Raw genomic sequence first — 24,342 nt, 5'->3', positions numbered from 1 at the left:
AAGAATTGGTAAACCTTGCACTGGTTCGGCGCCGGGAAAGATCACGGCTGCGCACAATGTCGCTTTTTGCCCGCAAAGGTCGGGCATGCTTGTCCGAACCGCGGCCAACCTGCCAAAACGGGGAAAACCCCCTTCAGGAGAGTCCGATGAAAACCCATGTCAAAGCCCTTGTCGTCGGTGGCGGTGCCGTCGGCTGTTCGGTGGCCTATCACCTCGCCAAGGCCGGCTGGGAGGTGATGCAGGTGGAGCGCGACGAGCTGACTTCGGGCTCGACCTGGCACGCCGCTGGCCTGCTGCCGCTCTTCAACATGGGCTACGCCACCACGCATATCCACAAATACTCGGTCGACTTTTACAAGACGCTCGAGGCGGAAACCGGGCTCAATGCCGGCTTCTCGATCTGCGGCAACCTGCGCATGGCGCAGACCGATGAGCGGATGGACGAATACAAGCTCTATTCGAGCGTGGCCGAGACCGCCGGCGTCTATCACGAGTTCCTCACGCCCGCGCAGATGAAAGAGCGCTGGCCGCTGATGTACTCAGACGATCTGAAGGGCGCGCTGTTCCACCCGCAGGATGGCTACATCAACCCCGCCGACGTGACGCAGGCGATGGCGAAGGGCGCGCGTCAGCGCGGCGTTGAGATCGTGCGCAAGCTGCAGGTCAACGCCTATCGCTGGACCGGCTCGGAATGGGTCGTCACGCTTGAAAAGATGATCGAGAAGGGCGGCAACCTTGTCGGCTCGGGCGAGCTGGTCGATGTGCATGCCGAACATGTGGTGACGGCGACGGGCAACCACGCGCAGCGCACCGCCCGGCTTCTGGGCATCAAGATCCCGGCGATCCCGGTCGAGCACCAGTTCATTGTCACCGAGCCCGATCCGGCGCTTGTCAAATGGCGCGCCGAAGGCAACCCCGAGCACCCGGTGCTGCGTGATTCCGATGCCAAATGGTATGTGCGCGAAGAGCGTGGCGGCTGGATCCTCGGCCCCTATGAGCGCAACGCCCCCGCGCGCTTCCTGTATGACGTGCCGGAAACCTTCCGTGCCGACCTCTTCCCGCTCGATCTCGAACGCATCGAGACCGAATACATGTCGATGATCCACCGTCTGCCGACCTCGGAAACCGTGGGTCTGAAAGACGATTTCAACGGCCCGATCTGCTACACGCCCGATGGCAACCCGCTCGTTGGCCCGGCGCCGGGGCTGCGCAACATGTGGCTGGCCGAGGGCTTCTCGTTTGGCATCACCGCCGCGGGCGGCACCGGCTATTATCTCGCGCAGATGATGGTCGAGGGCGAAGCCGAGATTGACATGGCCTCGCTCGACCCGAAACGCTACGGCTCCTGGATGACCACCGAATATGCCGCGCGCAAGAACGAGGAATGCTACGAGCACGTCTTCATCCTGCACCACCCCGATGAGGAACGCGAAGCCTGCCGGCCCCTGCGCACCGCGCCCGCCTATGACCGCCAGCTCGCGCTGGGCGCGCAAATGGGGCAGGTGAACGGCTGGGAACGCCCGAACTATTACGGCCCCGTCGATGCGCCCGCCGATTTCGACCACAAGTCCCGCAGCTTCCTGCGCGGGGCGTGGTGGCAATATGCCAAGGCCGAGGCCGAGGCCGTGCGCGCCACCTGCGGCATCATCGACGCTTCCGCCTTCACCAAGCACCTCGTGCGTGGCCCCGGCGCGACCGCCTTCCTCGACCATTTCACCTGCAACAAGCTGCCCAAGGTGGGGCGCATCAACCTCACCTATGCGCTCACCGATGCCGGCACGACGCGCACCGAATATACCATCGTGCGGCTTGCCGAGAACGAATACTACCTGATCTCGGCCGGTGCATGGACCGCCTATGACGCTGATTTCCTGATCAAATCGGCGGAAGACTTCATGGCGGCGGGTGGCGGGCATATCGACATCCACGATGTCACGACGCAATGGGGCGTCTATGCGCTGGCGGGCCCCACCGCGCGCGCGCTGCTCAATGACCTCGTCAAGGACGCAGCGCCCGAAACCGTGCTTTCCAACAAGCGCTTCCCGTGGCTGAGCTACCGTGACATCGAACTGGGCATGTGCCCGGTGCGTGCGGTGCGCGTGGCCTATACGGGCGAGCTTGGTTGGGAGCTTCACTTCCCGGTCGAATTTGGCCGCTACCTCTGGGATCTGATCTGGTCGGTGGGTGAGAAGCACGGGCTCAAGCCCGTTGGCGCCCGCGCCCAGAACTGGCTGCGTCAGGAAAAGAGCTACCGCGCCTTCGGCAACGAGCTTGGCCGCGATGCGACGCCGATGGAGGCCGGTCTCGACCGCTTCATCGATCTGGGCAAGGAGTTCCGCGGCAAGCAGGCGATGCTCGACACCGGCATCCGCGCGAAATGCGTGACGCTGCTGATCGACGGGCCGGAAAACTCGGACCCCTGGGGCAAGGAAGCGATCATCGCCAATGGCGAAAAGGTTGGCCGTCTGACCTCGGGCGGGTGGTCGGTCGCCTTCGGCAAGCAGATCGGCATGGGCTATGTGCGCCCCGACCTCGCCGAGGTGGGCACCAAGCTCAAGGTGAAGATGCAGCTTCAGGAATGGGATGCGGTGGTGGCGGAAGACAGCCCGCATGACCCGACGAACGCGCGCATCCGTATCGACGGCTGATTTGGCGCAACCAAGAACGGCCCCGCCTTGCGCGGGGCCTTTCGGTTTCAGAGCCGGCCCGTGACCTTGCGCAACCACCAGCGCGTGCCCACGAAGAGAAACCGCCAGTCACTGAAGAATTCCGGCGGTTTGCCCTCGATCGCATGGCCGATGAACTGCAGCAGCCAGCCGAGCAGGAAAAGCGCCGCGACCCAAGGCCAGAGCCCCGGAGCGAGCAGCAGGCCGGGCGCGAGCACGAGCGAGATCCCGATCAACGGGATCCCGAACATATGGGTGATCTGGTTCCAGCGGTTCTGGTGGCTGAGCTTGTACTGGGCGATCCATTCGTCCCAGCTGCGACCTTTCATCATGTGCACCTCCCTGTGCCGGGCGGCTCCCCTTCGCCCGCTTGCAGGCTAAGGGGAAGGGCCCGGCCCGGGCAATCGCATGCGCAGATGACGTCGCTTCCCCCGCCCGCGTTTGCCTGGCCGTTTGCCCGGGCTCCAGGCCGCGGCGATCAGGGCTGTGCGCGCGCGGAAAGCCAAGCCTCCCAGCTTTGGCGCGAGCCCGCGAAGGCATTCAGATCGACCGTGCCGCCAACGCCGGGCACGACCCCGGTGCCGGTATATTGCCAGAAGCTCCAGTATTCGCCCGGATAGCGTTCGGAGGGATGCGCGCTGACGGAGCGCAGCCAGAATTCGACGCCCGGCATCCGCCCGAGCCCGTTGTCGGCATAAAAGGCCGGGTCGGTATAAACGACGGGCCGCGTGCCGTAATGGCGCTCAAGCAGGTCGAGAAAGACCCGCATCTCCGCGCGCACCTTTTCTGCAGGCGGGCGCAACTGGCAGGTGGGGGAGGTGTGGTTCCACTCGATGTCGAGCACCGGCGGCAGGTCGCCCGCATGTTTTGGCACCCGCTCGATGAACCATTTCGCCTGATCGGCGGCGGAACGGCAGAAATAATAGAAGTGATAGGCGCCCACGCGCACCCCCGCGGCCCGTGCGGCGGGGGCGTTGCGCTCAAACCCCGGGTCAACGTGATCGCCGCCCTCGGTCGCCTTCAGCCAGGCAAAGGAGATCCCGGCCGCGCGCGCCTCTGGCCAGTTGATCGCGCCTTGATAGCGCGCCGCGTCGAGCCCGTGCACCGCATAATGCGCGGGGGTGATCCCGTCCCACGCATGCGGTTTGGCATCGCCGAACTGGCGGGGCAGGCCCGCGGCGCGGTGATCCTCCACGGCCAGCGCTTCGGGCGCCATCAGTTGCGTGCGCACTGGACCTGGCTTGTGCCCGCCGCCGCAGGCCGCAAGCCCCGCGCATATTGCCCCCATGGTGAGAATCGTTCTGATCCGCATCTCTGCCCCCTGCCTGTTTGCGGCAAGGTGGCGCAAATGCGCAGATCTGTCACGGGGCGGTTCAGCGGCGCGGGCCGAAATCGGCCACCGTGAGCGCGCCGTCGCCGTTGCGGTCGCGCATCGCAAACCAGGCATCGGTGCCCGCGACGAATTCGGCTTGCGAGATCCGGTTGTCCCGGTTGCTGTCGAGCCTTGCCATCTGCCGCCGCGCGCCCTGTTGCGCCATCATGCCCTGCCCGCGCTGGCCCTGCCCGCGCCCCTGCATCGCTGCGCCGCGCTGCGCGCCCGGGCCTGCGCCATTGGCCTCCCATTGCGCGGTGCGGAAATCGCCGATGCCGGCGATCTCTTCCGCCGAAAAGCTGCCATCTCCGTCGCTGTCAAACATCGCAAACAGATCACCGCGATGCGCGCGCGCTTCGGCGCGGGTCACCTTGCCGTCTCCGTCAAGATCCCACATGGCCATGAAATTCTGCGCCATCTGTGCGGGTTGGCGCGCCCCCGAAGCGGTGCCAAAGCCGGTTTGAGCCGGGGCTGCCGCGGTGCCGGCGATCACGAGAAAGGCGGCAGAAAGGATCGTAAGGCGTTTCATCGGACGCTCCATCATTGAGGATGTCAGATGAACGCAGCGGCGCGCCACTTCCGTCGCGCGCCGCAAAAGGGCTCAGCCTTGCGGCGCGTCTGCGGCCAGCTCGTCCCAGCAGGCGAGCGCATGGGCGGCATACATCATGGCCGGGCCGCCGCCCATCTGGATTGCCACGGCGCAGATGTCCGAAAGCTCCTCGCGGGTGCCGCCCGCGCGCATCAGCGCCGAGACATGAAAGTTCACGCAGGGCTCGCAGCGGATCACGATGCCCATCGCCACGGCGAGCCATTCTTTTTGCTTTTTGTCGAGCACGCCGTTTTCGGTGATCGCCTTTTCCATCGCGCCAAAGCCGCGCATCGCATCCGGGATCGCCTTGCTCATCACGCGCAGCTCGGCGCGTTGGTCTTCCATCTTTTGTTTGTAGCTCATGGGAGGTCTCCTTCTGGCATCCCTGATATATTCAGAACCAGGAATGTCAATCAAAACGGGTTGGAGCGAGGGCGGCGAGCGTGTCGCGCGCAAGTGCCGGGGGGCGCCCGGCAATGAGGTCCGCCACCAAAGCCGCGGCGGCGGGGGCGCTCTGGAAGCCGTAGCCACCTTGTCCCGCCAGCCAGAAAAAGCCGCGCTCGCGCGGATCAAAGCCAATCACCGGGGCGCGGTCGGGCGCGAAGGTGCGCAAGCCGGCCCAGCTGGCCAGAAGCCGGGTGACAGGTTCGGTCACAGCGGCCTCGTAGCGCGCGAGCCCCTCGGCCAGCACCATGTCATCGGCAAAGGCGTCATGCGGCGGCATCGGGTCTTCCTCGGCGGGGGAGACGATCAGCGCGCCCGCATCGGGCTTCATGTACCAATCCTCGGCGCCGCCGATCACCATCGGCCAGGCGCGCACATCCGCGCCCGCAGGCGCGGGGATGCGCGCCATCGAGCGGCGCAGCGGCGTGAAGCCCAGCGGCGCGATGCCGGCGAGTTTCGCCACCTCATCGACCCAGGCGCCCGCAGCATTGATCAGGAGCTTCGTGGTGAACACCTCGCCGCCCGCCTCGACCTCCCAGCCTGACGCGGTGCGGCTGATGCGGCTGGCGCGCGCCCTCGTGCGGATCACCGCGCCTGCCGCGCGGGCCTCGCGCGCCGCGCGCTGCACCAGCGCATTGGTGTCGATATCCCAGGCATGGGCGGCATGGCCTGCAAACGCCACCGTCTCGGGGTTCAGGATCGGGCACAGCGCGCGCGCCTCTGTGATCGTCAGCTCGGTGAGGCCGAAACCCGTGAGCTGGGCACGAAAGCGTGCGCCATGCTCGGGCCCGTCGACAATCAGGATGCCGCGCGGCGTGAGCAGGCCCGAGCCGTGGTAAAAGTCGCCCGAGGCTTCGGAAAGCGCGACCACGGCGGGGTTGCCGTAGCGCGGCTCATAAAGCGCGGCCGAGCGGGCAGAGGCGTGATAGGCCAGATGGTCTTCGGCTTCGAGCAGCGTCAGGGCGCCGAGGGGGGCGAGCTTCGCCGCGGCGGAAAGCCCCGCGATACCGCCGCCGAGAATGAGAAAATCGCTTTGCATGGCGGCAAGCTAGTCCCGCCGTTTCGGGAAGGGAAGGGCGATTGCTGCAACTGCGCGGCGGGCGTAGACTTCTGACAACACAGGAGGCTGCGATGAAACTCGTGCTGGTTTTCGGTCTGGTGCTGCTGGTGAGCGCTTGTGGTGACAGCGTGCCGCTTGTTCCGTTCATCTGAATGAAAACGGCGCGCCCGGGGGCGCGCCATCTTTGGAAAGCTGGTTTGTGAGGGCCTCAGGCCTGCAGCGGGCGCACGTCGATTTCCCCTTCGGCGCGGCTCTTCATCGCGGCGACGGCAGCGATGGAGGCGGCGGCGGTGGTGAAATAGGGGATCTTGTCGTAAAGCGCGACGGCGCGGATCTCGCGGCTGTCGGAGATCGCCTGATTGCCCTCGGTGGTGTTCATCACCAGCCCGATATCGCCGTTTTTCAGCCGGTCGACGATGTTCGGGCGGCCCTCATAGACCTTGTTCACGATCTCGGCGTCGATGCCCTTCTCCTTCAGCCACGCGGCGGTGCCGCGGGTGGCGACAAGGGAAAAGCCCATGGCAATGAGATCGCGCGCGGCGCCCGCCAGCTCATCCGACTTGTCGGAATCCTTGATCGAGAGGAACACCCGGCCGCTTTCGGGCAGATGCGTGCCCGCACCAAGCTGCGCTTTCAGGAAGGCGCGCGGGAAGTTGCGGTCCCAGCCCATCACCTCGCCCGTCGAGCGCATTTCCGGCCCGAGCAGCGTGTCAACGCCGGGGAAGCGGGCAAAGGGCAGCACCGCCTCCTTGACCGAGAACCATGGCGTGTTCGGATCGGCGAGCGTGAGCGGATCGGCGAAGGGCAGCGGCGTTTCCGGGCCCACGCCCTCGGGGTAGGGGGCGCGCTGCGGGAAGGCAGACATCGGCTCGCCCGCCATCAGCCGCGCCGCAATCGAGGCAATCGCCGAATCGGTGGCCTTGGCAACGAAGGGCACGGTGCGCGAGGCGCGCGGGTTCACCTCCAGCACATAGATCACGCCGTCCTTGATCGCATATTGCACGTTCATCAGGCCAACAACGCCAAGCGCCAGCGCCATTTTCACGGTCTGCGCTTTGAGTTCCGCCACGGTTTCGGCCGAGAGCGTATAGGGCGGCAGCGAACAGGCACTGTCGCCCGAATGGACGCCCGCCTCTTCGATGTGCTGCATGATGCCCGCCACATGCACGGTCTTGCCGTCCGAGAGCGCATCGACATCCACCTCGATCGCGCCGGAGAGATAGCTGTCGAGCAGCACCGGGCTGTCGCCCGAAACGCTCACCGCGGTGGTGATGTAGCGCTTGAGCTGGTCGAGATCGCGCACGATCTCCATCGCGCGCCCGCCGAGCACATAGGAGGGGCGGATCACCAGCGGGTAGCCGACGCGGCCCGCGATCTCGAAGGCCTCGGCATCCGAGCTTGCGATGCCGTTCACCGGCTGTTTCAGCTCCAGATCGTTGAGCAGTTTCTGGAACCGCTCGCGGTCTTCGGCAAGGTCGATCGCATCGGGGGTAGTGCCGAGGATCGGAATCCCCTCCGCTTCGAGCGCATTCGCCAGTTTGAGCGGCGTCTGGCCGCCGAACTGCACGATCACGCCATGAAGCGTGCCATTTTCCTGCTCGACGCGCAGGATCTCGAGCACGCTTTCGAGCGTCAGCGGTTCAAAATAAAGCCGGTCCGAGGTGTCATAGTCGGTCGAGACGGTCTCGGGGTTGCAGTTGATCATGATCGTCTCGTAGCCCGCCTTGGTGAGCGCGAAACAGGCATGACAGCAGCAATAGTCAAACTCGATCCCTTGGCCGATCCGGTTCGGACCGCCGCCGAGGATCACCACTTTCTTGCGCTCGGAGGGCCGCGCCTCGCATTCGACATCGCCCATCGCCGGGGCCTCATAGGTCGAATACATGTAGGGCGTTTGCGCCTCGAACTCGGCGGCACAGGTGTCGATGCGCTTGAACACCGCCTTCACGCCAAGGTTGCGCCGCGCCCGGCGCACCTGCGCCTCGTCGCGGCCGGTGAGCTTGGCAAGGCGGGCATCGGTGAAGCCGAGCATCTTGAGCGCGCGCAGCCCGGCCTCATCAAGCGGCAGGCCGTTTTTGCGGATCGCGGCCTCGGCCTCGATGATCTCGCGAATGCGGGCGAGGAACCACGGATCAAAGGCGGTCGCGGCGATGATCTCGTCATCACTCAGCCCGTGCCGCATCGCCTGCGCAATGAGCCGCAGCCGGTCCGGCGTCTGGCGCGAGATCGCCTTGATCACCGCCGATTTCTCGGGCGCACCCTCGATGGTGATCTCGTCAAAGCCCGAAAGCCCGGTTTCGAGCGAGGCGAGCGCCTTTTGCACCGATTCGTGGAAGGTCCGGCCAATCGCCATCGCCTCGCCCACCGATTTCATCGCGGTGGTGAGTTCGGGCTTGGAGCCGGGGAATTTTTCAAAGGCGAAGCGCGGGATCTTCGTCACCACATAGTCGATGGTGGGCTCGAAAGAGGCGGGCGTGACCTTGGTGATGTCGTTGTCAAGCTCGTCAAGCGTGTAGCCCACCGCAAGCTTCGCGGCGATCTTCGCAATCGGGAAGCCCGTGGCCTTGGAGGCCAGCGCGGAAGAGCGCGACACCCGCGGGTTCATCTCGATCACCACCATGCGCCCGTCGGCCGGGTTGATCGCCCATTGCACGTTCGAGCCGCCGGTTTCGACACCGATCTCGCGCAAAACGGCAATCGAGCCGTTGCGCATGATCTGATATTCCTTGTCGGTGAGCGTGAGCGCCGGGGCGACGGTGATCGAATCGCCCGTGTGCACGCCCATCGGATCGACGTTTTCGATCGAGCAGACGATGATCGCGTTATCCGCCTTGTCGCGGACAACCTCCATCTCGAATTCTTTCCAGCCGAGCAGGCTTTCATCAACGAGGATCTGCGCCACCGGAGAGGCATCAAGGCCCGAGCGGCAGATCGCCTCGTAATCGTCGCGGTTGTAAGCCACGCCGCCGCCGGTGCCGCCCAGCGTGAAGGCGGGGCGGATGATCGCGGGCAGGCCGATGTGCTCCAGCTCGATCAGCGCCTGCCGCACCCCGGCATTGACGTCATATTTGCCGTTTTCAAGCTTCGGCGCGGTGATGATTGTGGCTTTCGGGTTTTCGAGCCCGATCCGGTCCATCGCTTCGCGGAACAGTTTGCGGTCTTCGGCCATCTCGATGGCGGCGCGGTTCGCCCCGATCAGCTCGACGCCGAATTTTTCGAGCACGCCCATGTCGGCGAGCGCCAGCGAGGTGTTGAGCCCGGTCTGCCCGCCCATCGTGGGTAAAAGCGCGTCGGGGCGCTCTTTCTCGATGATCTTGGCCACCACTTCGGGGGTGATCGGCTCGATATAGGTCGCGTCGGCCATCTCCGGGTCGGTCATGATCGTCGCCGGGTTGGAGTTGACGAGGATGACGCGGTAGCCTTCTTCACGCAGGGCCTTGCAGGCTTGCGCGCCCGAATAGTCGAATTCGCACGCCTGCCCGATGATGATGGGCCCCGCGCCGATGATGAGGATGGACTTGATGTCTGTTCTCTTCGGCATGGGGACCCCCTAGGCATATGGCGCGACAAAAGGCACCAGCCGGGGGCCGGTGCGCAAATTGATGGGGGTTATAGTCAGGACACGGCGCGGCGCAAGCGCGATTGCGGCTCTCGCGCCATTCTCCTGTGCGCCCGGCTTCGCGCAATCCGGTGAACGGGGCGCCTTGCGCTTGACTTTGCTCCGCCTTCGCTGTTGATCGGGCGCCAGACAAAGCCCGTCGAAAGGGGAGAATAATGCACGCCTATCGCAGCCATACCTGTGCCGCCCTCAGCGCCGCCAATGCGGGCGAGGATGTTCGTCTGTCCGGCTGGGTGCACCGGGTGCGTGACCACGGCGGCGTGCTCTTCATCGACCTGCGCGACCATTATGGCATCACGCAGGTTCTGTGCGACGGTGACAGCCCCGCCTTTGCCGCGCTTGAAAAAGTGCGCGCCGAATGGGTGATCCGCATCGACGGCACGGTGAAGCGCCGCGACGAGAGCCTGATCAACGCGAAGATCCCGACCGGCGAGATCGAGGTCTATGTCCGCGACGTCGAGGTGCTCGGCGCGGTTGAGGGCGATCTGCCGGTGCAGGTCTTCGGCGAGCCGGAATACCCGGAAGAAACCCGCCTCACCTACCGCTTCCTCGATCTGCGCCGCGAGAGCCTGCACAACAACATGTTGCTGCGCTCGAACGTGGTGCGGTCCTTGCGCAACCGGATGTGGGACAAGGGCTTCACCGAATACCAGACCCCGATCATCACGGCATCGAGCCCCGAGGGGGCGCGCGACTTTCTTGTGCCCTCGCGGCTCCATCCGGGCAAGTTCTACGCGCTGCCGCAGGCGCCGCAGCAGTTCAAGCAGCTGATCATGGTGGCGGGCTTCGACCGCTACTTCCAGATCGCGCCCTGCTTCCGCGATGAAGACCCGCGCGCCGACCGCTCGCCCACCGACTTCTACCAGCTCGACATCGAGATGAGCTTCGTGAAGCAGGAAGATGTGTTCGCCGCGGTGCAGCCCGTCATTCAGGGCCTGTTTGAGGAATTCGGCGGCGGCAAGCGCGTGGATGCCGACTGGCCGCTCATTGCCTATCGCGATGCGCTGATGTGGTATGGCTCCGACAAGCCCGACCTGCGCAACCCGATCAAGATGGCCGATGTGAGCGAACACTTCCGCGATTCGGGCTTTGCGATCTTTGCGAAACTTTTGGAAAACGACGGCACCGAGGTGCGCGCGATCCCGGCGCCGACGGGCGGAAGCCGCAAGTTCTGCGACCGGATGAATGCCTTCGCGCAAGCCAATGGCCTGCCGGGGATGGGCTATATCTTCTGGCGCAAGGGCGAGGCGGGCGCGATGGAAGCCGCGGGCCCGATCGCGAAAGCCCTCGGGCCGGAGCGCACCGAGGCGATCCGCAGCCAGCTTTCGCTTGGCGAGGGCGATGCGGTGTTCTTCCTGGGCGGCAAGGCCGAGCAGTTCGAAGCGGTCGCCGGCAAGGCGCGCAACGAGATCGGCCGCGAGCTGGGGCTCACCGAGACCGACAGCTTCCGGTTCTGCTGGATCGTCGATTTCCCGATGTATGAGAAAACCGACGACGGCAAGATCGACTTTTCGCACAACCCGTTCTCGATGCCGCAAGGCGGGCTCGAAGCGCTGATGGGCGACCCGCTCAGCGTCTATGCCTATCAATATGACCTTGCCTGCAACGGTTATGAACTGGTCTCGGGCGGCATCCGCAACCACCGCCCCGACATCATGTTCAAGGCCTTCGAGCTGGCGGGCTACCCGAAGGAAGAAGTGGAAAAACGTTTCGGCGGCATGGTCAAGGCGTTCCGCTATGGCGCGCCGCCCCACGGCGGCTGTGCGGCGGGGATCGACCGGATCGTGATGCTTTTGGCCGACACCGCCAACATCCGCGAAGTGATCATGTTCCCGATGAACCAGCGCGCCGAAGATCTGATGATGGGCGCGCCCTCGGAGCCGACCAACGAGCAACTGCGTGAGCTGCGCCTGCGGGTGCTGCCGAAAGAGGCCTGAGCCTCTTCACATCAATATGAAGCGAGGGGCGTCGATCTTGATCGGCGCCCCTTGGTTTTCGGCTATCCTGTCTTTGGCGTTTCGGGGGAGGTGCCGATGCGGTTTGCTCAATTGGCTCAGGTGCGCTTTGGCTTTGGCCCGGCGCCGGGGCGGCCCGCCCCTGCGGATGCCGAGGCGATCCTTGCCGCGTTGCGCGCGCCTGATCGGTTGGCGCAGCGCTGGCCCGGGCTCTCCACCCCGGCGGCGCTGGCCTATGCAGAGCGCTTTCATGCGCTGAAAAAGGCCGCGAGCCCGCGCAGCATGCCCGCCGATCCGGTCGCCGCAGAGGCGGCCTTTGTGGCGCATCGCCGCCTTGGCGATCAGGTGCGGATCGAAAGCCTGCAAGGCGCGCTGGCTCGCGCGGTCGAGGATGCGGCGGGCATGCGCGAAAGGCTCTGGGCGTTCTGGCGCGATCATTTCACCGTGCGCAGCAAGCGCCGCCAAGAGGGGCCGCTCGCCTGTGCCCATGCCGAGGCCTTGCGCCCCCATCTGTGCGGCAATTTCCGCGACCTGCTGCGCACCGCCGAAACCCATCCGATGATGCTGATCTATCTCGATCAGGTGACGAGCTTTGGCCCCAATTCGCGGCGCGCGAAAAAACGCCCCGACCGCGGGCTGGGGCTGAACGAGAACCTCGCGCGCGAGGTGATGGAGCTGCACACGCTGGGCGTGGACGGGCGCTATACGCAAACGGATGTGCGTGAGCTTGCCGAGCTGTTCACCGGGCTGCGGGTGAATGAGGCGGGATTGTTCTTCGCCCCCGATCTGGCCGAGCCCGGTGCCGAGCAGGTGTTGGGGCAGAGCTACGGTGGCGATCCGGCGCAGCTGGACGATATCTACAAGGTGCTCGATGCGCTCGCGCTCCACCCCGATACGGCGCAGCATCTGGCGCGCAAGCTGGCGGTGCATTTTGTGGGCCCCGACCCCGATCCGGGCCTGATCGCGGCGATGGCGGAGGCCTATCACGCCTCGGGGGCGGAGCTGATGCCGGTCTATCGCGTGCTCCTGACCCATCCCGCAGCGCTTTTGCCGCAGTTTGAAAAGATCCGCCAACCCTTTGACTATGTGGCAACGGGGCTGCGTGCCCTGGGGCTGGACGGCGCGGCGGTGATGGCGCTGCCGCAGGCTGAAGTGCGGCGCGGGGCCTATCTGCCGATGCGGGCGATGGGGCAAAGCTGGCGCGCCGCGCCGGGGCCGAACGGTTGGCCCGAGGCGGCGGCGGACTGGATCTCGCCGCAACAGCTTGCCGCGCGGGTAAGCTGGGCGCTGGCCGCCCCGCAACGCTTTGCGGCGCCTGTTGCCGACCCCGTCGCCTTTGCGCAACAGGCGCTGGGCGACCGGCTCGGCCCCGATCTCGCGCGCGCCGTGCCGCGCGCGGAATCCAAGCCCGAAGCGGCGGCGCTGGTGCTCGCCTCGGCCGAATTCATGCGGAGGTGACCCATGCTCAGCCGTCGTTTCTTCCTGCAAGGTGCCGCACTCGCCGGATGCTCTGCCGCCGCCCATCCGCTTCTCTCCTCCGTCACCTTCGCCGCGGCGCCGGGCGAGCGGCGGCTCGTTGTCATCATTTTGCGCGGCGCGATGGACGGGCTCGATATCGTCCAGCCCTATGGAGACCCACGCCTGCGCAGCCTGCGCCCTGATTTTCCGATTGGCCCCGAGGCGGGGGCGACGGATCTTGACGGCTTTTTTGCGCTTCACCCGGCCCTGGGAGAGCTGATGCCGCTTTGGAACGCTGGCGAGCTTGCCTTTGCGCATGCCGTCTCCACGCCCTACCGCGACAAGCGCAGCCATTTTGACGGGCAGGATATGCTTGAGGCGGGCACCGGCATGGATGTGCCGCTGGCAATGGTGCGCGATGGCTGGCTGAACCGGCTGTTGCAACAGATGCCGGGGGCGCGGGCCGAGACGGCCTATTCGATCGGCGTCGAAGAGCTGAAACTGCTCTCCGGCCCCGCGCCGACCCTTGCATGGACGCCCGAGGCCAAACTCGTGCTGTCTTCGCAGGGGCGACGGTTGCTGGAGGAGATCTATCGCGGCGATCCGCTGTTTCACGAGGCCGCCGCCGCCGCGCTTGAGATCACCGGATCACCTGTCGGGCCGATGGCGATGGCGCCGCAGACGGGGGGCGCGGGCACGCGCGAGGCGCAGGGGCTTGCGGCCTTTGCCGCCGAGCGGCTGCGGGGGGAGGCGCGCATCGCCGCGTTTTCGCTCAATGGCTGGGATACGCACCGCGCGCAGGAAGCCGCGATTCGCGCCCCGGCGGCGCAGCTTTCGGCCATGATCGGGGCGCTGAAGGCCGGGCTTGGGCCGGTCTGGCATGAGACTTTGGTGCTGGCGATGACGGAATTTGGCCGCACCGCGCGGCAAAACGGCTCGCGTGGCACCGATCACGGCACGGGCGGGGCGATGGTGATGGCGGGGGGCGCGCTCAAGGGCGCGAAAGTGCATGGCCGGTGGCCGGGGCTTGACGATGCGGCGCTTTATGCCGGGCGCGACCTGATGCCGACGGCCGATATCCGCGCTTATGCCGGTTGGGCGCTGGCGGGGCTTTTTGGTGCCTCGCGCAGCACCATTGAGGGGGCCGTCTTCCCCGGGCTTGAGATGGGGGCCGACCCGGGCTTTCTGGCCTGAGCGGGCTCAGGCGAAAAAAGCGGCCCAGGCCGTGCCGCCCACGGCGACGGCAAGGCTCAGCGCCCCCAGGCTGAACACGGTCCAATGCGTGGCTTCGATCAGGCGCTCGTTCGTCATCAGGCGCAGGGCATGAGCTTTCATCGGCACTCCTCTGGCAGAAGGGGACAGGGACACCCTGGCCCGCAATTGCGGCGGGAAAGCGGAAGCATTGGTCCCTTTGCTGGGCAATTGCGCGCTTGCGCGCGCCGCGCTACGCTTCACAAAACAGAAGAGGAAATCATGGCGTTGAAGCGTTTTGGCGCAGCGATGACGGAGTGGCAGGCGCCACGGTTTCCAGATGCGGTGGAGATGGTCGGGCAATGGTGCCGGCTGGAGCGGCTGACCGAGCGCCACGCCGATGCGCTTTATCGCGCTTATGCCGAGGATGACGCGATCTGGGATTACCTGCCCTATGGGCCCTTCCCCTCCGAGGCGGGCTACATCCGCTGGGTGGCCGATATGGCGGCGAGCCGCGACCCGCTGTTTTATGCGGTGGTCGAGGCAGAGACCGGGCTCGCCTCGGGCGTGATGTCCTACCTGCGGATCACGCCGGAGGTGGGGGTGATCGAGCTTGGGCATATCAACCTTGCACCGCGGCTGTCGCGCTCGACCGCGGCGACCGAAGCGATGATCTTGATGATTTCATGGGCCTTTCGCGCCGGGTATCGGCGTTTCGAGTGGAAATGCGATGCGCTCAACATCCCCTCTCGGCGCGCCGCCGAGCGGCTTGGGTTGAGCTATGAGGGCACATTCCGGCAGGCCACGATTGTGAAGGGGCGCAACCGTGACACGGCATGGTTTGCCGCCACGGATGGCGACTGGCCGAGCCTTGAGGCGGCCTATGCCGAGTGGCTCAAGCCCGCGAATTTCGACGCCGAGGGGCGCCAGAAGGAACGGCTCTCAGATCTCACGCGGCTGGTGCGCGTGACCTCTGACCCGGTTCTGGCACGGCTCTGACGGCTCAGAACCCCGAGGCTGCGGCAAGGCGTTGCTGCAAAATGCCCGAAACGCGGGTCAGATCCTCGGAACTGGGGCCGGCCTTGCCGCGCAAGAGCTCGGCCGCTGTCTCAAGGCCCTCGTCATGGGAGGAACGCGCGATCCCGGTCAGGAAATGCGCAACATAGCCGAGCGCATCGGGATCTTGCGCCGCCAAGAGCACCTCGGCCACATGGCTCAGATCGTCGCGCAAGGCGAGCGGGTCGGGCGAAATCATCTCGTCCGTCACCACGCGCAGCCCCGCCGGGCGCTCTGCCTCGGGCAGAACCGAAAGCACCGCCTGCTGGAACATGGCCAGAGATTCAAGCGGTTTGGGCATGAAGGCATCAGCCCCGGCGGCAAGGGCCTCGCCCTCCATCCCCGGATCGCCCGAGAGCCCCAGCACCGCCGGAGCACCGGGGCCGGCCAGCTTGATCTGGCGGATAAGATCGGCCCCCGAGCCATCGGGCAGGCCCATGTCGACGATCACCACGCCGGGGCGATAGGTGGCGAGATGCCGATGCGCCGAGCGCAGGCAATCCGCGCGTCGGATTCGCGCGCCCGATCGCAGGCACAGAAGCCGCACGGCCTCGGAGGCAAAACGGCTGTCTTCCACCAGAAGCACGGTCAGGCCCAGAAGCGGGCGTTCCGCCGAAACGGGGCGGGAAGCAAGGAATTGGCTGAGATCGTCTGTCATTGCGTCACCTTGGCGCAGGAATCGCTATACTCTTCATTAAGGGCAAGTTTGACTAACGAAGGGTTAACGCAAACAGGGAAAGGCAGGCTTGCAAGGTTATTTCTGCGCCCCTATGCCGGAAAAAGCAAATGGAGGCTCCCCATGATCGGACGTTTGAACCACGTTGCCATTGCCGTGCCCGACCTCGCGGCGGCGGCGGCGCAATATCAAAATACCCTCGGCGCAAAAGTGAACCCGCCGCAAGACGAGCCCGATCACGGGGTGACCGTGGTCTTCATCGAGCTGCCGAACACCAAGATCGAGCTGCTTTACCCGCTGGGGGAAAACTCGCCCATTCAGGGGTTTCTCGACAAGAACCCCTCGGGCGGCATCCATCACATGTGCTTTGAGGTCGAAGACATTCTGGCCGCGCGCGACAAGCTCAAGGCCGAGGGCGCGCGCGTTCTGGGCACCGGCGAGCCAAAGATCGGCGCGCATGGAAAACCCGTGCTGTTTTTGCACCCGAAGGATTTCAACGGCTGCCTGATCGAGCTGGAGCAGGTGTGAGCCGGGGGCGGGTGCGGGGCCTCAGCCCCGCGCCAGCCGATGAAAGAGGTGGGTAAAGGCCGCCGCCCCCACCACCGGGACGGCAAGGTTCAGCACCGGCACCGTGAGCGGCAGCGCCATCAGCGCTCCCGCCAGCCAGACTGTAACCTTGTGGCGCCCGTAAAGCTCTGCCACCTCGGCCCGGCTCATCCGCCGCACCGCCGCCATCTGGAAATATTCGCGCCCGAGCAGATAGCCGTTGAGCGCGTAAAAGAGCAGCGGCGCGAGCGGGCCAACGAAGAAATACGCGATCAGCGCGACAAGGTTGGCGGCAAGCACCACGCCAAAAAAGCGCAATGTATCGCCAAGGCTTTCGGCCAGCGTGAGCGCGCGCACCGGCGGCAGGCCGGGGTAATGCGCGCTCTCCACCACCTCCGCCACCTCGTCGAGAAAGAAGCCGGTGAAGACCGAGGCCACCGGCACCATCAAAAACACCGAGGCGACCAGCATCAGGCCCACGGAGGCGATCGAGAGCGCCGGGTCGATCCAGCCGATCTCGCCGATCCAGGGCAGCGTGATCGTGTCGGGCACGAACCAGCCGATCAGCTCAAAGAGGCCAAACCAGATCGCGCACAAAAGCAAGATCGCAAGCCCGATCCCTTTGAGCAGCACTTTCAGCGCGCCGGGCCGGGCAAGGTCTGCCCAGCCCCGCAGGAAGATCTCGACAATCATGCCTCTACCCAGGTGACGATGGTGTTGAGATCGGGCCGGGGGCGCTCGGGCGGTGCCTTCGCCTCTGTGCCGATATGGATCAGGCCCGCGACCCATTCGTGTTCGCCGAGCCCATAGGCGGGCGCGGCAAAGCGGCGGTCATGCGCGACCCAGCCGGTGAGCCATGAAGCGCCCCAGCCTGCGGCGAGCGCCGCGTTGAGAAGCTGCATGCCCGCGGCGCCGGTCGAGAGCGTCTGTTCGATCTCGGGCACCTTGTTTTCGGGGATCGGCGCGGCGATCAGCGCCACGCAAAGCGGGCTTTGCGCGAATTGCCCGATCCCCTTGGCGGCGGCTTCATCCTCCATTCCATGCGTGGCGGCAAAAACCGCCGCCGCGTCGGCCAGCCGTTCGAGCGCGGGTTTCTCAAGCACCACGAATCGCCAGGGCGTGAGCTTGCCATGATCGGGGACCCGGGCGGCGATGGTCAGCATTTCGAGCAGCGCGGTGCGGTCGGGCGCGGGGGCGCCCAGCATCTTTGGCGGGCGCGAGCGTCGGGTGGCCAGAAAACGCAAAGCCGCGTCATGGCGCGTTGCGGGGTTGATCGTGCCGGCGGGGAAATCCATCGCAATCCTCCTGATTGCTTTCGATATCGGGCGGGGAGGGGGCAATTGCAAGCGGTGCGCCGGTTCCGTTTTGGTGTGCGGCGCGCTAGGAAAGGGCATGACCGATCTGAGCCATCTCGCCACCCCCGGTGCGGAAATCGCGCTGCGCGTCACCCCCAAGGCCTCGCGCAACGAGATCGTGGCGGGGGAGGAGGGGTTGCGCGCCTATGTGACGGTTGTGCCCGAGGGCGGCAAGGCCAATGCCGCGGTGGTCAAGCTTCTCGCCAAAAGCCTCGGCGTGGCGAAAAGCCGGCTCACGCTGATCCGCGGCGAGACCGCGCGCGACAAGGTTTTCCGCCTCGATTGAGGCGGCCCGGGCAGGGGGCGCTGCCCCCTCGGCTGCGCCTCACCCCCGGGATATTTGCACAAAGTCGAAGATGAGCCCCGCGATGTTCATTCTCGGCCTTTGACGTGGTCCGATGCGGCCGGGGCAGAGCGCGGGGCTGGCGGTCGGGGCGCGAATTGACGGGCCTTTTTTGCGCGGGGTCTTCACAAGCCCGGGCTCGCGTCCCATTTCGTAAATCGAATTAACATCGGAGGATCGGATGAGCGGCCTGGATGCGCAGATCGAAGAGAGCAAGCGTCAGGTGGCGCAGGCGCAGGCGAAGATTTCTGCCGTGACGGCGCAGGTGTCGCGCGTGCGCGCCGAGCCCACGGCCGCGCTTGATATCGAGACCGCAACGCTTGCCGATGTGCAGGCTCATACCGATGCGATGAACGCCAATATTGCCGAGCTGATCATGGGGCTTGACGATGTCACGGCCGGGTTCTCGAAAGAATTTGACGGGCTGCGCTCGAAATCCGGGATGGAAAGCTTTGTTGGCCTTTTCTCCAAGGGCAAGGCGGAGGCGATGCGGGCCGAGCGGCTGCGCGCTGCCTCGATTGATGCGAAACTGCAGGATCTGATTGCCAAATCCGACACGATTGTCACGCTTCTGGAAGGCCAGCTTGCCATTCTCAACGCGCAAAAGGCGAAGGTGGAGACGACCCTCAAGCTGACGCTCGACGAGCGCGAATTGACCGTGGCGGAACTGGAAAAGACCCGCGCCGAGATTCTTGCGCTTGATCCGAGGATCATCGAGATGGAGAACAAGATCGCGGTCGAGCAGGATGCCGCCGCGCGCACCCGGCTTGAGACGGAGTTGGCCGAGCTCAACCTGCGCTACAATGCGCTGGTGCAAGATGAGCAGGTCGGGCTTGCCAAAAGCCAGACCCTTGAGCGCTATGTCGAGCAGGGCAAGACCTGGGTGGACAGCCTCACCAATCAGGCCGCGACGCAGATGGTGCTGATCAACAAGCTGATGATCGACACCAGGCAGCGCGTGGTGCTTTATGATGCGCTCACAAAATCGCTCAAAACCGCGCAGCAGCAAGATATTGCGCACCGCATCAACGAAATCGGCGTGAAGACGGACCAGGAGGCGCAGGCGGCGATGGCGGGGATCGGCGCGGCCACCAACCGGCGCATGGCGGAGATGCTCGAGGCCCATGGTGACCAGATGGTCTTTGCGCGCAAGGTGCTGGAAGACAAGGCCAAGGCAGACGCGCGTTTTGCCCGCCGCTTTGCCGCCATCGTCGAGAAACACGACAAGAACCTTTACGGGGGCTAAGTGGTCCAGACCGATCTGACCCGCGATCACAAGCCGCTTGAGGATGAGGGGGCGGCGCGGCGCTATTTTGCCAAATTTGCCCGCATCACCGCGATCTTGCAGGGCGTGGTGCGGCAGATGGAGGCGCAGGGCGGTTTTGCGCCTTCCGAGAGTGCGATCCTTGTCAGCTATGCGCAGGCGCTTTCGGCGAGCTTTCATGCGCTTTCGCTCAAATATCTGATCGCCGGGCGGATGCGGGGGCTGGCGCAGCGCCATTTGACGATTGACCTGCATGAGAGCGGCTTTCCGATCTTTCAGGAGATTGCCACGCTCGCCAATGATGCGGCGCAAGCGCCCGTGTGCCTTGCGCAGATGGAACGTGCCGCCGCGCTCAAAGAGCAGATGGTGCGGCGCATCCTCTCCGAGCGTGCGGCGCCGACAGATCTGCAATATGCGCTCAGCCAGCGGCTCTACCTTGAGGCGCTGGCGGCAGGCGGGCTGTTCTGGCCGCAGATGGAGCCCGAGATCGCCCCGCTCGCGGCGCAAAACGGGCGGGCGCGGCTGCGCCTCAACTGGGCCGTTTATGACAGCCAGTTGAACCTGCCGGTGATCCATGTGCTGGAACTGGAAGACAGTGGCCGCCTTGGGCTGCTGCAGGATGCGGGGCGGCGCGCGCGGCTGGTGGCGCATCTGCTGGCGCAATCGATGAGTGAACTCAAGCTGATCACCATCGCCAAGGGCATTGATGCCGATTTTGACGACCTGCACCCGAAGCGGCTTTTGCGCATTCACCTTGGGCCAATGTATTCGCGCGCCTATACGCTTCAGACCGGCCCGATCCGCGATGTGCTGGAGAGCGCGCAGGCGCCCGATGGCGCCGATTGGGCGCTCGCTTGGACCGTGGAAGAGCTGGAAAGCGCGCGGGTGGAGCTGGAGAAGGGCTGGTTTTCCGCCACCGAGCGGGAGGTGTTTGCGCTTGATCCGCTTTCGGGCGCGGGGGCAGAGCGCGGCGCCACGCGCATGCGCCGCGCGCTCATTTTGCCCCAGCGGCCCTATCAGGCGCTGGCCGAGCTGAACCCGCCGGGCTTTGCCGAGGTGCGCAAATTCGTGGTGGGGGCCGGAGATCGGGTGCTGGTGACCGAGTGAGGGGGAGAGCATGAGCGGGCAACGCGACGAAATGGAGCTGCGCGAAGAGGCGATCCGCGCGCATTACCCGGCGATTGAGGCGATGCTGCAGGGCTTTGAGCATGTGCCCCGGCTCGCAAAGCCGCGCCCGCCCGAGGGGGCAGAGCGCTCCACGGGCGTTGCCACCGGGATGCGGCGGTTTCGCTCCACCACGCCGGGGCTTGTGACCCGGCCCGGCGCGCCCCCCGAGGGGGTGCGGTTGCTCGAGCGGATCGCGGCGGCCACGGGCGACGTGCTGCCCACCCCTGCGGCGGCGACCGTGGGGCAGGATCTGCGCCGCAGCCTTGCGATTGCGCTTGCCATCGGCGAGGCCTTTGCTGAGGTCACGGGACTGCGCGAGTTGAAAAAGGCCAATTTCGAGGGCCGCTTGCCCGCGCCGCGCCGAAGCGAGTTTTCCGAGCTTCTGGCCGCCGAGAGCTTTGCGGTGCTGGGCACTTTTGCCAATGCGCTCGCCTTTTTGCTCACCGATCAGGCGGGGGAGGAGGGGGTTGAGATCGGCGCCGTCGAGGAGGTGTTGAGCGACAATCCGATGCTTGCACTCCACGGCGCGCTTTGGGAACTCGATCAGGATATTGCGAGCTTTGCCACGGACGGGGCGCGGCTCATTGCCACCGTGCGCGCCTTTGCCGAGGCGCTGTCTGCCAAGGCGCGCGCGCGGGGGGAGGGCGCGGCACGGATCGGGGCCTTTACCGGGGCGGCATGGCGGGTGGCGGCGGATGATCTGCCGATTGCGGGCTTTGCCCCGGCCTCGCGGGCGCGATCCACAACGCTGGTGATGCCGTTCAAGCGCCCCGAGGAGGTGGTGGGCAACCATATCGCCAAATATCAGGCGCTGCGGCTTGCGAAGATGCTGATGGCCTATGATTTCGAGCGCCGCAAAAACCCCTTTGCCGAGTTGGGCGGCTTCATCTTCACCTTCATGGGGGATGGCGCGCCGGGCACGGGCAAGACCACGCTCATTCAGATGATGGCGGGGCTCTTGAACGGGTATTGCACGGTCGCGGGCTATCCGTTCCGCTACCAGAACTTTGGCATCGACAATATCGACAGCTATCAGGGCAAGTCAGGGCAAAACGCAAAAGCCTTCATCTCCACTATCATGGACCCCGCGGTGATCGGCTTTGGCACGGTGGATGACATCGACCAGATCGCGGGCAAGCGCGGCGACCGGCAGTCATCGGCTGGGCAGCAGGAGGTGACGGCGGTGTTGATGGAGGCTTTCGCCGGCGCCAATACCGTGGTGCGCGGCAATTGCACCTTTGGGATGTTTTCCAACTTCCCCGAAAATGTCGATGACGCGCTGCGCCAGCGCGCCGGGGCGCGGTTTTTGGTCGACGGGCCGCAGAGCCGCGCCGATTACATCGACATTCTGGCGCTGCTTCTGGGCAAGAACCACGAGATCCCCTTGGGCGATCACGATCTTTATGCCGCCCAAGAGATCCAGCGCGCCGTGGCCGAGAGCTTTGCCCGCCACAACCGCCCCGCCGAGGCGGGGCTTGCGGCGGTTCATGCCGTCATCGAGCGCGAGCTTGGCGCGCTCGACACGCTTGAAAAACTCGGGAGCTATCTGAAGGCGATCCAAAAGGCCGATCCCCGCTTTACCGGCCGCGCGATCAAGAACATCACCGATGCGGTGAAGGTGCGCGCGATGGATTTTGAACTCCCTGATGCATGGATGGAAGAGCCCGATCTGTTTCTGTTTCAGCCCTATGAGGTGAAGCTGGCGATGATCGCGGAGCTGCGCCGCCCGATCACCGCCGAAATGGTGGTGCAGGAGATCAACCGCTACGCCGACAGCGAATTTCGCTATGCCGACACATCCGACGAAGTGGCCATCGACACGATGGTGCGCGACATGGCGCGCTCTGAGGAGGCAAAGCAGCGCTATCTTGCGGAGCGCGCGCCATGAAACGGCTGATCGACAAGGGGCTGATGTTTGGCAACCTGATCCGCGTCGAGGGCCCGGCGCTGATCGAGCGCTACAACCGCGCCTTGAGCAAGCTTGCCGGCAAGACCACGGCGCTTGCTGCCTTCCATATTGATATTTCGGGCTACAGCCCGGAAGTGGGCGATGAACTCGGAGACCCCCGCTATCTCAACCCCCATGGCGTGAACCGCCAGTTCATCCTGCTCTCGACCGAGCAGAAAGGCGCGCCGCTCCTTGAGGCGACGTTTTCGACCGAACGCGCGATCTTGCGCGCCTTCATCACCGAGAACGAGGCACAGCTCTTTTCGCTCACCGCGCGCGATGCGGTGCTGGGCGAGCTTGCCGATACCGTGTTCCGGCTGGAGCAACCGTCGCAGCTTCTGGACCTGCGCCGGATAGAGGTGATCGCGGATACCACCGGCAATCATATTGCCGAGGCGGAAAAGCTCGCCGCGCTGATCACCCGTTTTCGCACCGAGCCCGAGGCCTGGCATGACGATGCGCTGATTGCCGAGATGATCGCGCGCGCGGGCAAGACGGGCGATGTGATGCGCACCCCGGTGCGGCTGGAGACCACACGCTTCGAGACGCCGGATTTCTGGACCGCGCATTTTGGCGGCGTTTACCTCTTCCGCACCCCCGCCGAGAAAGGGGCGATCTTCATGGGGGAGATGCCCGAGACGATGCCGCTCGCCGCGCTCAGGGGGGCGGATCGCAACGCCATCGCCCGATACCTTGACCGCAACGGCCTTGTTGAGCCGATCGTGCGGGCACGCCGCCCGGATATTGGCGCGGTCTTGCGGCAGAAGATGGATTTCATTCTGGTCGCGGCGGGGGCCGAGCTTGGGCTGCCCATCGGGGCGGGCGACCGGCAGGCGCTGCGCGGTGTTGCGCAGGCGCTGGGCGGGGCGCTGCCGCCCGAGTTCGAGGCGCTCGCGGCGCTTTTGCGCTGGCTGGAGGCCGGCGCCCCCTGGCCCGAGATCACCAGCCAAGATCCGGGCTATTTCTACACCTTGCGCGCCCGACCGGGCCCGTTGCGTGACCTTGTCAACCGGCTTCTGGCCGAGCTTTGCCCGATGGATGTGCGCCAACTCTTCATCTGCCACAAGGAGGCCTTTTACCGTGCCTATGCGGGCTGGCCCGAGGCAAAGCGGGCCTGGGTGGCGGATTTTCTGGAAAGGGAGTATCAGATCGACAAGGCCGGGGCGCGGGCGCGGCTGTTTGGCCCCGAGCCCGGAATGGAAGAGCCCGGCACCGATGCGCCGGGCAGCGCCATGCCGCCTTCCGTGCCGCCGCCGGTTCCGCCAATGGCCGGGCCTTGGGGTCGCGCCGTGGGGGAAATGCGGCCGGGGCACGATCCGATTGACCTTGTTGGCCCCTGGGGGGCGGTAGGGAGAAGGCGGCAATGATTGGATTTGCGAGACTTCTGCTGATCGAGGGCGTTCTGGCCTTTGTCAGCTATTGGGCGCTGCGCCTCTATGTCACCTCGCGCAAGCGCGAGAGCCTCGAGAATGCTTGGGATCGGGGCGAAGCCGGCGGCGCAATGGAACGCGAGGCCTTCATCGACGTTGAGATGGAAGACTTCAAGAAAAGTTGGCTGCGGCGGGGTCTCTGGCTCGTCGTGCTTGTGCCCTATCTGATCGTGGGCGCGCTGATCTATTTCGTGAACTGAGAG

23 protein-coding genes are annotated in these 24,342 nt (G+C 65.4%); 13 read left to right on the top strand and 10 right to left on the bottom strand.

The window, feature by feature from the left end:
* Positions 1–146 precede the first annotated feature (146 nt).
* A complete protein-coding gene (locus ACFSM0_RS09960) occupies positions 147–2,648 on the top strand; it encodes a GcvT family protein (protein WP_377389883.1) in 2,502 nt (833 codons plus the stop codon).
* Between the two features lie 47 nt (positions 2,649–2,695).
* Here the strand turns inward: ACFSM0_RS09960 and ACFSM0_RS09955 are convergent, their stop codons facing one another.
* From ACFSM0_RS09955 to ACFSM0_RS09935, 5 genes are all read right to left on the bottom strand, one after another.
* Positions 2,696–2,998 (bottom strand): Mpo1-like protein, encoded by a 303-nt coding sequence (locus tag ACFSM0_RS09955; protein ID WP_377389881.1) that lies wholly within the window; start codon positions 2,996–2,998, stop codon positions 2,696–2,698.
* A gap of 146 nt (positions 2,999–3,144) precedes the next feature.
* Positions 3,145–3,978 carry a GH25 family lysozyme gene (locus ACFSM0_RS09950; protein ID WP_377389879.1) on the bottom strand — a complete coding sequence of 278 codons (834 nt, stop codon included), beginning with the start codon at positions 3,976–3,978 and terminating at the stop codon, positions 3,145–3,147.
* Positions 3,979–4,039: 61 nt separating this feature from the next.
* Positions 4,040–4,567: an EF-hand domain-containing protein gene (locus ACFSM0_RS09945; protein ID WP_377389877.1), complete on the bottom strand. Its 528-nt coding sequence runs from the start codon at positions 4,565–4,567 to the stop codon at positions 4,040–4,042.
* 72 nt (positions 4,568–4,639) lie between these two features.
* On the bottom strand, positions 4,640–4,990 hold the full coding sequence (locus ACFSM0_RS09940) for a carboxymuconolactone decarboxylase family protein (protein ID WP_377389875.1): 351 nt from the start codon (positions 4,988–4,990) through the stop codon (positions 4,640–4,642).
* A gap of 46 nt (positions 4,991–5,036) precedes the next feature.
* Positions 5,037–6,110, bottom strand: coding sequence for an NAD(P)/FAD-dependent oxidoreductase (locus tag ACFSM0_RS09935; RefSeq protein ID WP_377389874.1), 1,074 nt, complete (start codon positions 6,108–6,110; stop codon positions 5,037–5,039).
* 41 nt (positions 6,111–6,151) lie between these two features.
* Between ACFSM0_RS09935 and ACFSM0_RS09930 the strand changes: the two genes are divergently transcribed.
* Positions 6,152–6,283 carry a hypothetical protein gene (locus ACFSM0_RS09930; protein ID WP_377389872.1) on the top strand — a complete coding sequence of 44 codons (132 nt, stop codon included), beginning with the start codon at positions 6,152–6,154 and terminating at the stop codon, positions 6,281–6,283.
* A gap of 56 nt (positions 6,284–6,339) precedes the next feature.
* Here ACFSM0_RS09930 and carB read toward each other — a convergent pair whose 3' ends face one another.
* Positions 6,340–9,672, bottom strand: a complete 3,333-nt coding sequence (gene carB / locus ACFSM0_RS09925) for a carbamoyl-phosphate synthase large subunit (RefSeq protein ID WP_377389870.1) — start codon at positions 9,670–9,672, stop codon at positions 6,340–6,342.
* A 233-nt stretch (positions 9,673–9,905) separates the two neighbouring features.
* On the opposite strand from carB, the gene aspS reads away from it, so the two are divergent.
* The 3 genes from aspS (at position 9,906) to ACFSM0_RS09910 (ending at position 14,357) form a co-directional block, all read left to right on the top strand.
* A complete protein-coding gene (gene aspS / locus ACFSM0_RS09920; RefSeq protein ID WP_377389868.1) occupies positions 9,906–11,687 on the top strand; it encodes an aspartate--tRNA ligase in 1,782 nt (593 codons plus the stop codon).
* Positions 11,688–11,783: 96 nt separating this feature from the next.
* Positions 11,784–13,163 (top strand): DUF1800 domain-containing protein, encoded by a 1,380-nt coding sequence (locus ACFSM0_RS09915; RefSeq protein WP_377389866.1) that lies wholly within the window; start codon positions 11,784–11,786, stop codon positions 13,161–13,163.
* 3 nt (positions 13,164–13,166) lie between these two features.
* Positions 13,167–14,357: a DUF1501 domain-containing protein gene (locus ACFSM0_RS09910; RefSeq protein ID WP_377389864.1), complete on the top strand. Its 1,191-nt coding sequence runs from the start codon at positions 13,167–13,169 to the stop codon at positions 14,355–14,357.
* Positions 14,358–14,363: 6 nt separating this feature from the next.
* Here ACFSM0_RS09910 and ACFSM0_RS09905 read toward each other — a convergent pair whose 3' ends face one another.
* Positions 14,364–14,498 carry a hypothetical protein gene (locus tag ACFSM0_RS09905; protein WP_377389862.1) on the bottom strand — a complete coding sequence of 45 codons (135 nt, stop codon included), beginning with the start codon at positions 14,496–14,498 and terminating at the stop codon, positions 14,364–14,366.
* Between the two features lie 144 nt (positions 14,499–14,642).
* Between ACFSM0_RS09905 and ACFSM0_RS09900 the strand changes: the two genes are divergently transcribed.
* Positions 14,643–15,353, top strand: coding sequence for a GNAT family N-acetyltransferase (locus tag ACFSM0_RS09900; protein ID WP_377390570.1), 711 nt, complete (start codon positions 14,643–14,645; stop codon positions 15,351–15,353).
* A 4-nt stretch (positions 15,354–15,357) separates the two neighbouring features.
* Here ACFSM0_RS09900 and ACFSM0_RS09895 read toward each other — a convergent pair whose 3' ends face one another.
* Positions 15,358–16,068, bottom strand: a complete 711-nt coding sequence (locus tag ACFSM0_RS09895) for a response regulator (protein ID WP_377389860.1) — start codon at positions 16,066–16,068, stop codon at positions 15,358–15,360.
* Between the two features lie 141 nt (positions 16,069–16,209).
* Between ACFSM0_RS09895 and mce the strand changes: the two genes are divergently transcribed.
* A complete protein-coding gene (gene mce / locus ACFSM0_RS09890; RefSeq protein WP_377389858.1) occupies positions 16,210–16,614 on the top strand; it encodes a methylmalonyl-CoA epimerase in 405 nt (134 codons plus the stop codon).
* Between the two features lie 21 nt (positions 16,615–16,635).
* Here the strand turns inward: mce and ACFSM0_RS09885 are convergent, their stop codons facing one another.
* Positions 16,636–17,325 (bottom strand): EI24 domain-containing protein, encoded by a 690-nt coding sequence (locus ACFSM0_RS09885; RefSeq protein ID WP_377389856.1) that lies wholly within the window; start codon positions 17,323–17,325, stop codon positions 16,636–16,638.
* Positions 17,322–17,927: a nitroreductase family protein gene (locus ACFSM0_RS09880; protein WP_377389854.1), complete on the bottom strand. Its 606-nt coding sequence runs from the start codon at positions 17,925–17,927 to the stop codon at positions 17,322–17,324. The genes ACFSM0_RS09885 and ACFSM0_RS09880 overlap by 4 nt, the downstream gene beginning before the upstream one ends.
* Positions 17,928–18,024: 97 nt before the next feature.
* Here ACFSM0_RS09880 and ACFSM0_RS09875 point away from each other — a divergent pair, with 97 nt between their 5' ends.
* The 6 genes from ACFSM0_RS09875 to ACFSM0_RS09850 all read left to right on the top strand — a co-directional run bounded on the left by ACFSM0_RS09875 (position 18,025) and on the right by ACFSM0_RS09850 (position 24,339).
* Positions 18,025–18,273: a DUF167 domain-containing protein gene (locus ACFSM0_RS09875; RefSeq protein ID WP_377389852.1), complete on the top strand. Its 249-nt coding sequence runs from the start codon at positions 18,025–18,027 to the stop codon at positions 18,271–18,273.
* Positions 18,274–18,511: 238 nt separating this feature from the next.
* Entirely contained in the window at positions 18,512–19,576 is a 1,065-nt protein-coding gene (locus ACFSM0_RS09870) for a coiled-coil domain-containing protein (protein WP_377389850.1), read from the top strand.
* Positions 19,577–20,701, top strand: a complete 1,125-nt coding sequence (locus tag ACFSM0_RS09865) for a hypothetical protein (RefSeq protein ID WP_377389848.1) — start codon at positions 19,577–19,579, stop codon at positions 20,699–20,701.
* 10 nt (positions 20,702–20,711) lie between these two features.
* Complete coding sequence (locus tag ACFSM0_RS09860) at positions 20,712–22,649, top strand: AAA family ATPase (protein ID WP_377389846.1); 1,938 nt, start codon at positions 20,712–20,714, stop codon at positions 22,647–22,649.
* The gene (locus ACFSM0_RS09855) at positions 22,646–24,076 is read left to right on the top strand and encodes a DUF6638 family protein (RefSeq protein WP_377389844.1); all 1,431 of its coding nucleotides are present in this window, start codon (positions 22,646–22,648) and stop codon (positions 24,074–24,076) included. The genes ACFSM0_RS09860 and ACFSM0_RS09855 overlap by 4 nt, the downstream gene beginning before the upstream one ends.
* The gene (locus ACFSM0_RS09850) at positions 24,073–24,339 is read left to right on the top strand and encodes a hypothetical protein (RefSeq protein ID WP_377389842.1); all 267 of its coding nucleotides are present in this window, start codon (positions 24,073–24,075) and stop codon (positions 24,337–24,339) included. Before ACFSM0_RS09855 ends, ACFSM0_RS09850 begins: the two co-directional genes overlap by 4 nt.
* Positions 24,340–24,342 lie beyond the last annotated feature (3 nt).

Source organism: Rhodobacter lacus (genome assembly GCF_042683065.1).
Classification (GTDB): Bacteria; Pseudomonadota; Alphaproteobacteria; order Rhodobacterales; family Rhodobacteraceae; genus Rhodobacter; species Rhodobacter lacus.
Note: the sequence above shows the minus strand (reverse complement) of the source record. Positions and strands in the feature narration are given on the sequence as shown.

Coding starts and splice junctions, on each gene's coding strand:
- ACFSM0_RS09910 (WP_377389864.1), top strand. CDS start 13,167: ATGCTCAGCCGTCGTTTCTTCCTGCAAGGTGCCGCACTCGCCGGATGC.
- ACFSM0_RS09935 (WP_377389874.1), bottom strand. CDS start 6,110: ATGCAAAGCGATTTTCTCATTCTCGGCGGCGGTATCGCGGGGCTTTCC.
- mce (WP_377389858.1), top strand. CDS start 16,210: ATGATCGGACGTTTGAACCACGTTGCCATTGCCGTGCCCGACCTCGCG.
- ACFSM0_RS09950 (WP_377389879.1), bottom strand. CDS start 3,978: ATGCGGATCAGAACGATTCTCACCATGGGGGCAATATGCGCGGGGCTT.
- ACFSM0_RS09905 (WP_377389862.1), bottom strand. CDS start 14,498: ATGAAAGCTCATGCCCTGCGCCTGATGACGAACGAGCGCCTGATCGAA.
- ACFSM0_RS09855 (WP_377389844.1), top strand. CDS start 22,646: ATGAAACGGCTGATCGACAAGGGGCTGATGTTTGGCAACCTGATCCGC.
- ACFSM0_RS09885 (WP_377389856.1), bottom strand. CDS start 17,325: ATGATTGTCGAGATCTTCCTGCGGGGCTGGGCAGACCTTGCCCGGCCC.
- carB (WP_377389870.1), bottom strand. CDS start 9,672: ATGCCGAAGAGAACAGACATCAAGTCCATCCTCATCATCGGCGCGGGG.
- ACFSM0_RS09880 (WP_377389854.1), bottom strand. CDS start 17,927: ATGGATTTCCCCGCCGGCACGATCAACCCCGCAACGCGCCATGACGCG.
- ACFSM0_RS09860 (WP_377389846.1), top strand. CDS start 20,712: ATGAGCGGGCAACGCGACGAAATGGAGCTGCGCGAAGAGGCGATCCGC.
- ACFSM0_RS09870 (WP_377389850.1), top strand. CDS start 18,512: ATGAGCGGCCTGGATGCGCAGATCGAAGAGAGCAAGCGTCAGGTGGCG.
- ACFSM0_RS09850 (WP_377389842.1), top strand. CDS start 24,073: ATGATTGGATTTGCGAGACTTCTGCTGATCGAGGGCGTTCTGGCCTTT.
- ACFSM0_RS09915 (WP_377389866.1), top strand. CDS start 11,784: ATGCGGTTTGCTCAATTGGCTCAGGTGCGCTTTGGCTTTGGCCCGGCG.
- ACFSM0_RS09955 (WP_377389881.1), bottom strand. CDS start 2,998: ATGATGAAAGGTCGCAGCTGGGACGAATGGATCGCCCAGTACAAGCTC.
- ACFSM0_RS09945 (WP_377389877.1), bottom strand. CDS start 4,567: ATGAAACGCCTTACGATCCTTTCTGCCGCCTTTCTCGTGATCGCCGGC.
- ACFSM0_RS09940 (WP_377389875.1), bottom strand. CDS start 4,990: ATGAGCTACAAACAAAAGATGGAAGACCAACGCGCCGAGCTGCGCGTG.
- ACFSM0_RS09895 (WP_377389860.1), bottom strand. CDS start 16,068: ATGACAGACGATCTCAGCCAATTCCTTGCTTCCCGCCCCGTTTCGGCG.
- aspS (WP_377389868.1), top strand. CDS start 9,906: ATGCACGCCTATCGCAGCCATACCTGTGCCGCCCTCAGCGCCGCCAAT.
- ACFSM0_RS09875 (WP_377389852.1), top strand. CDS start 18,025: ATGACCGATCTGAGCCATCTCGCCACCCCCGGTGCGGAAATCGCGCTG.
- ACFSM0_RS09960 (WP_377389883.1), top strand. CDS start 147: ATGAAAACCCATGTCAAAGCCCTTGTCGTCGGTGGCGGTGCCGTCGGC.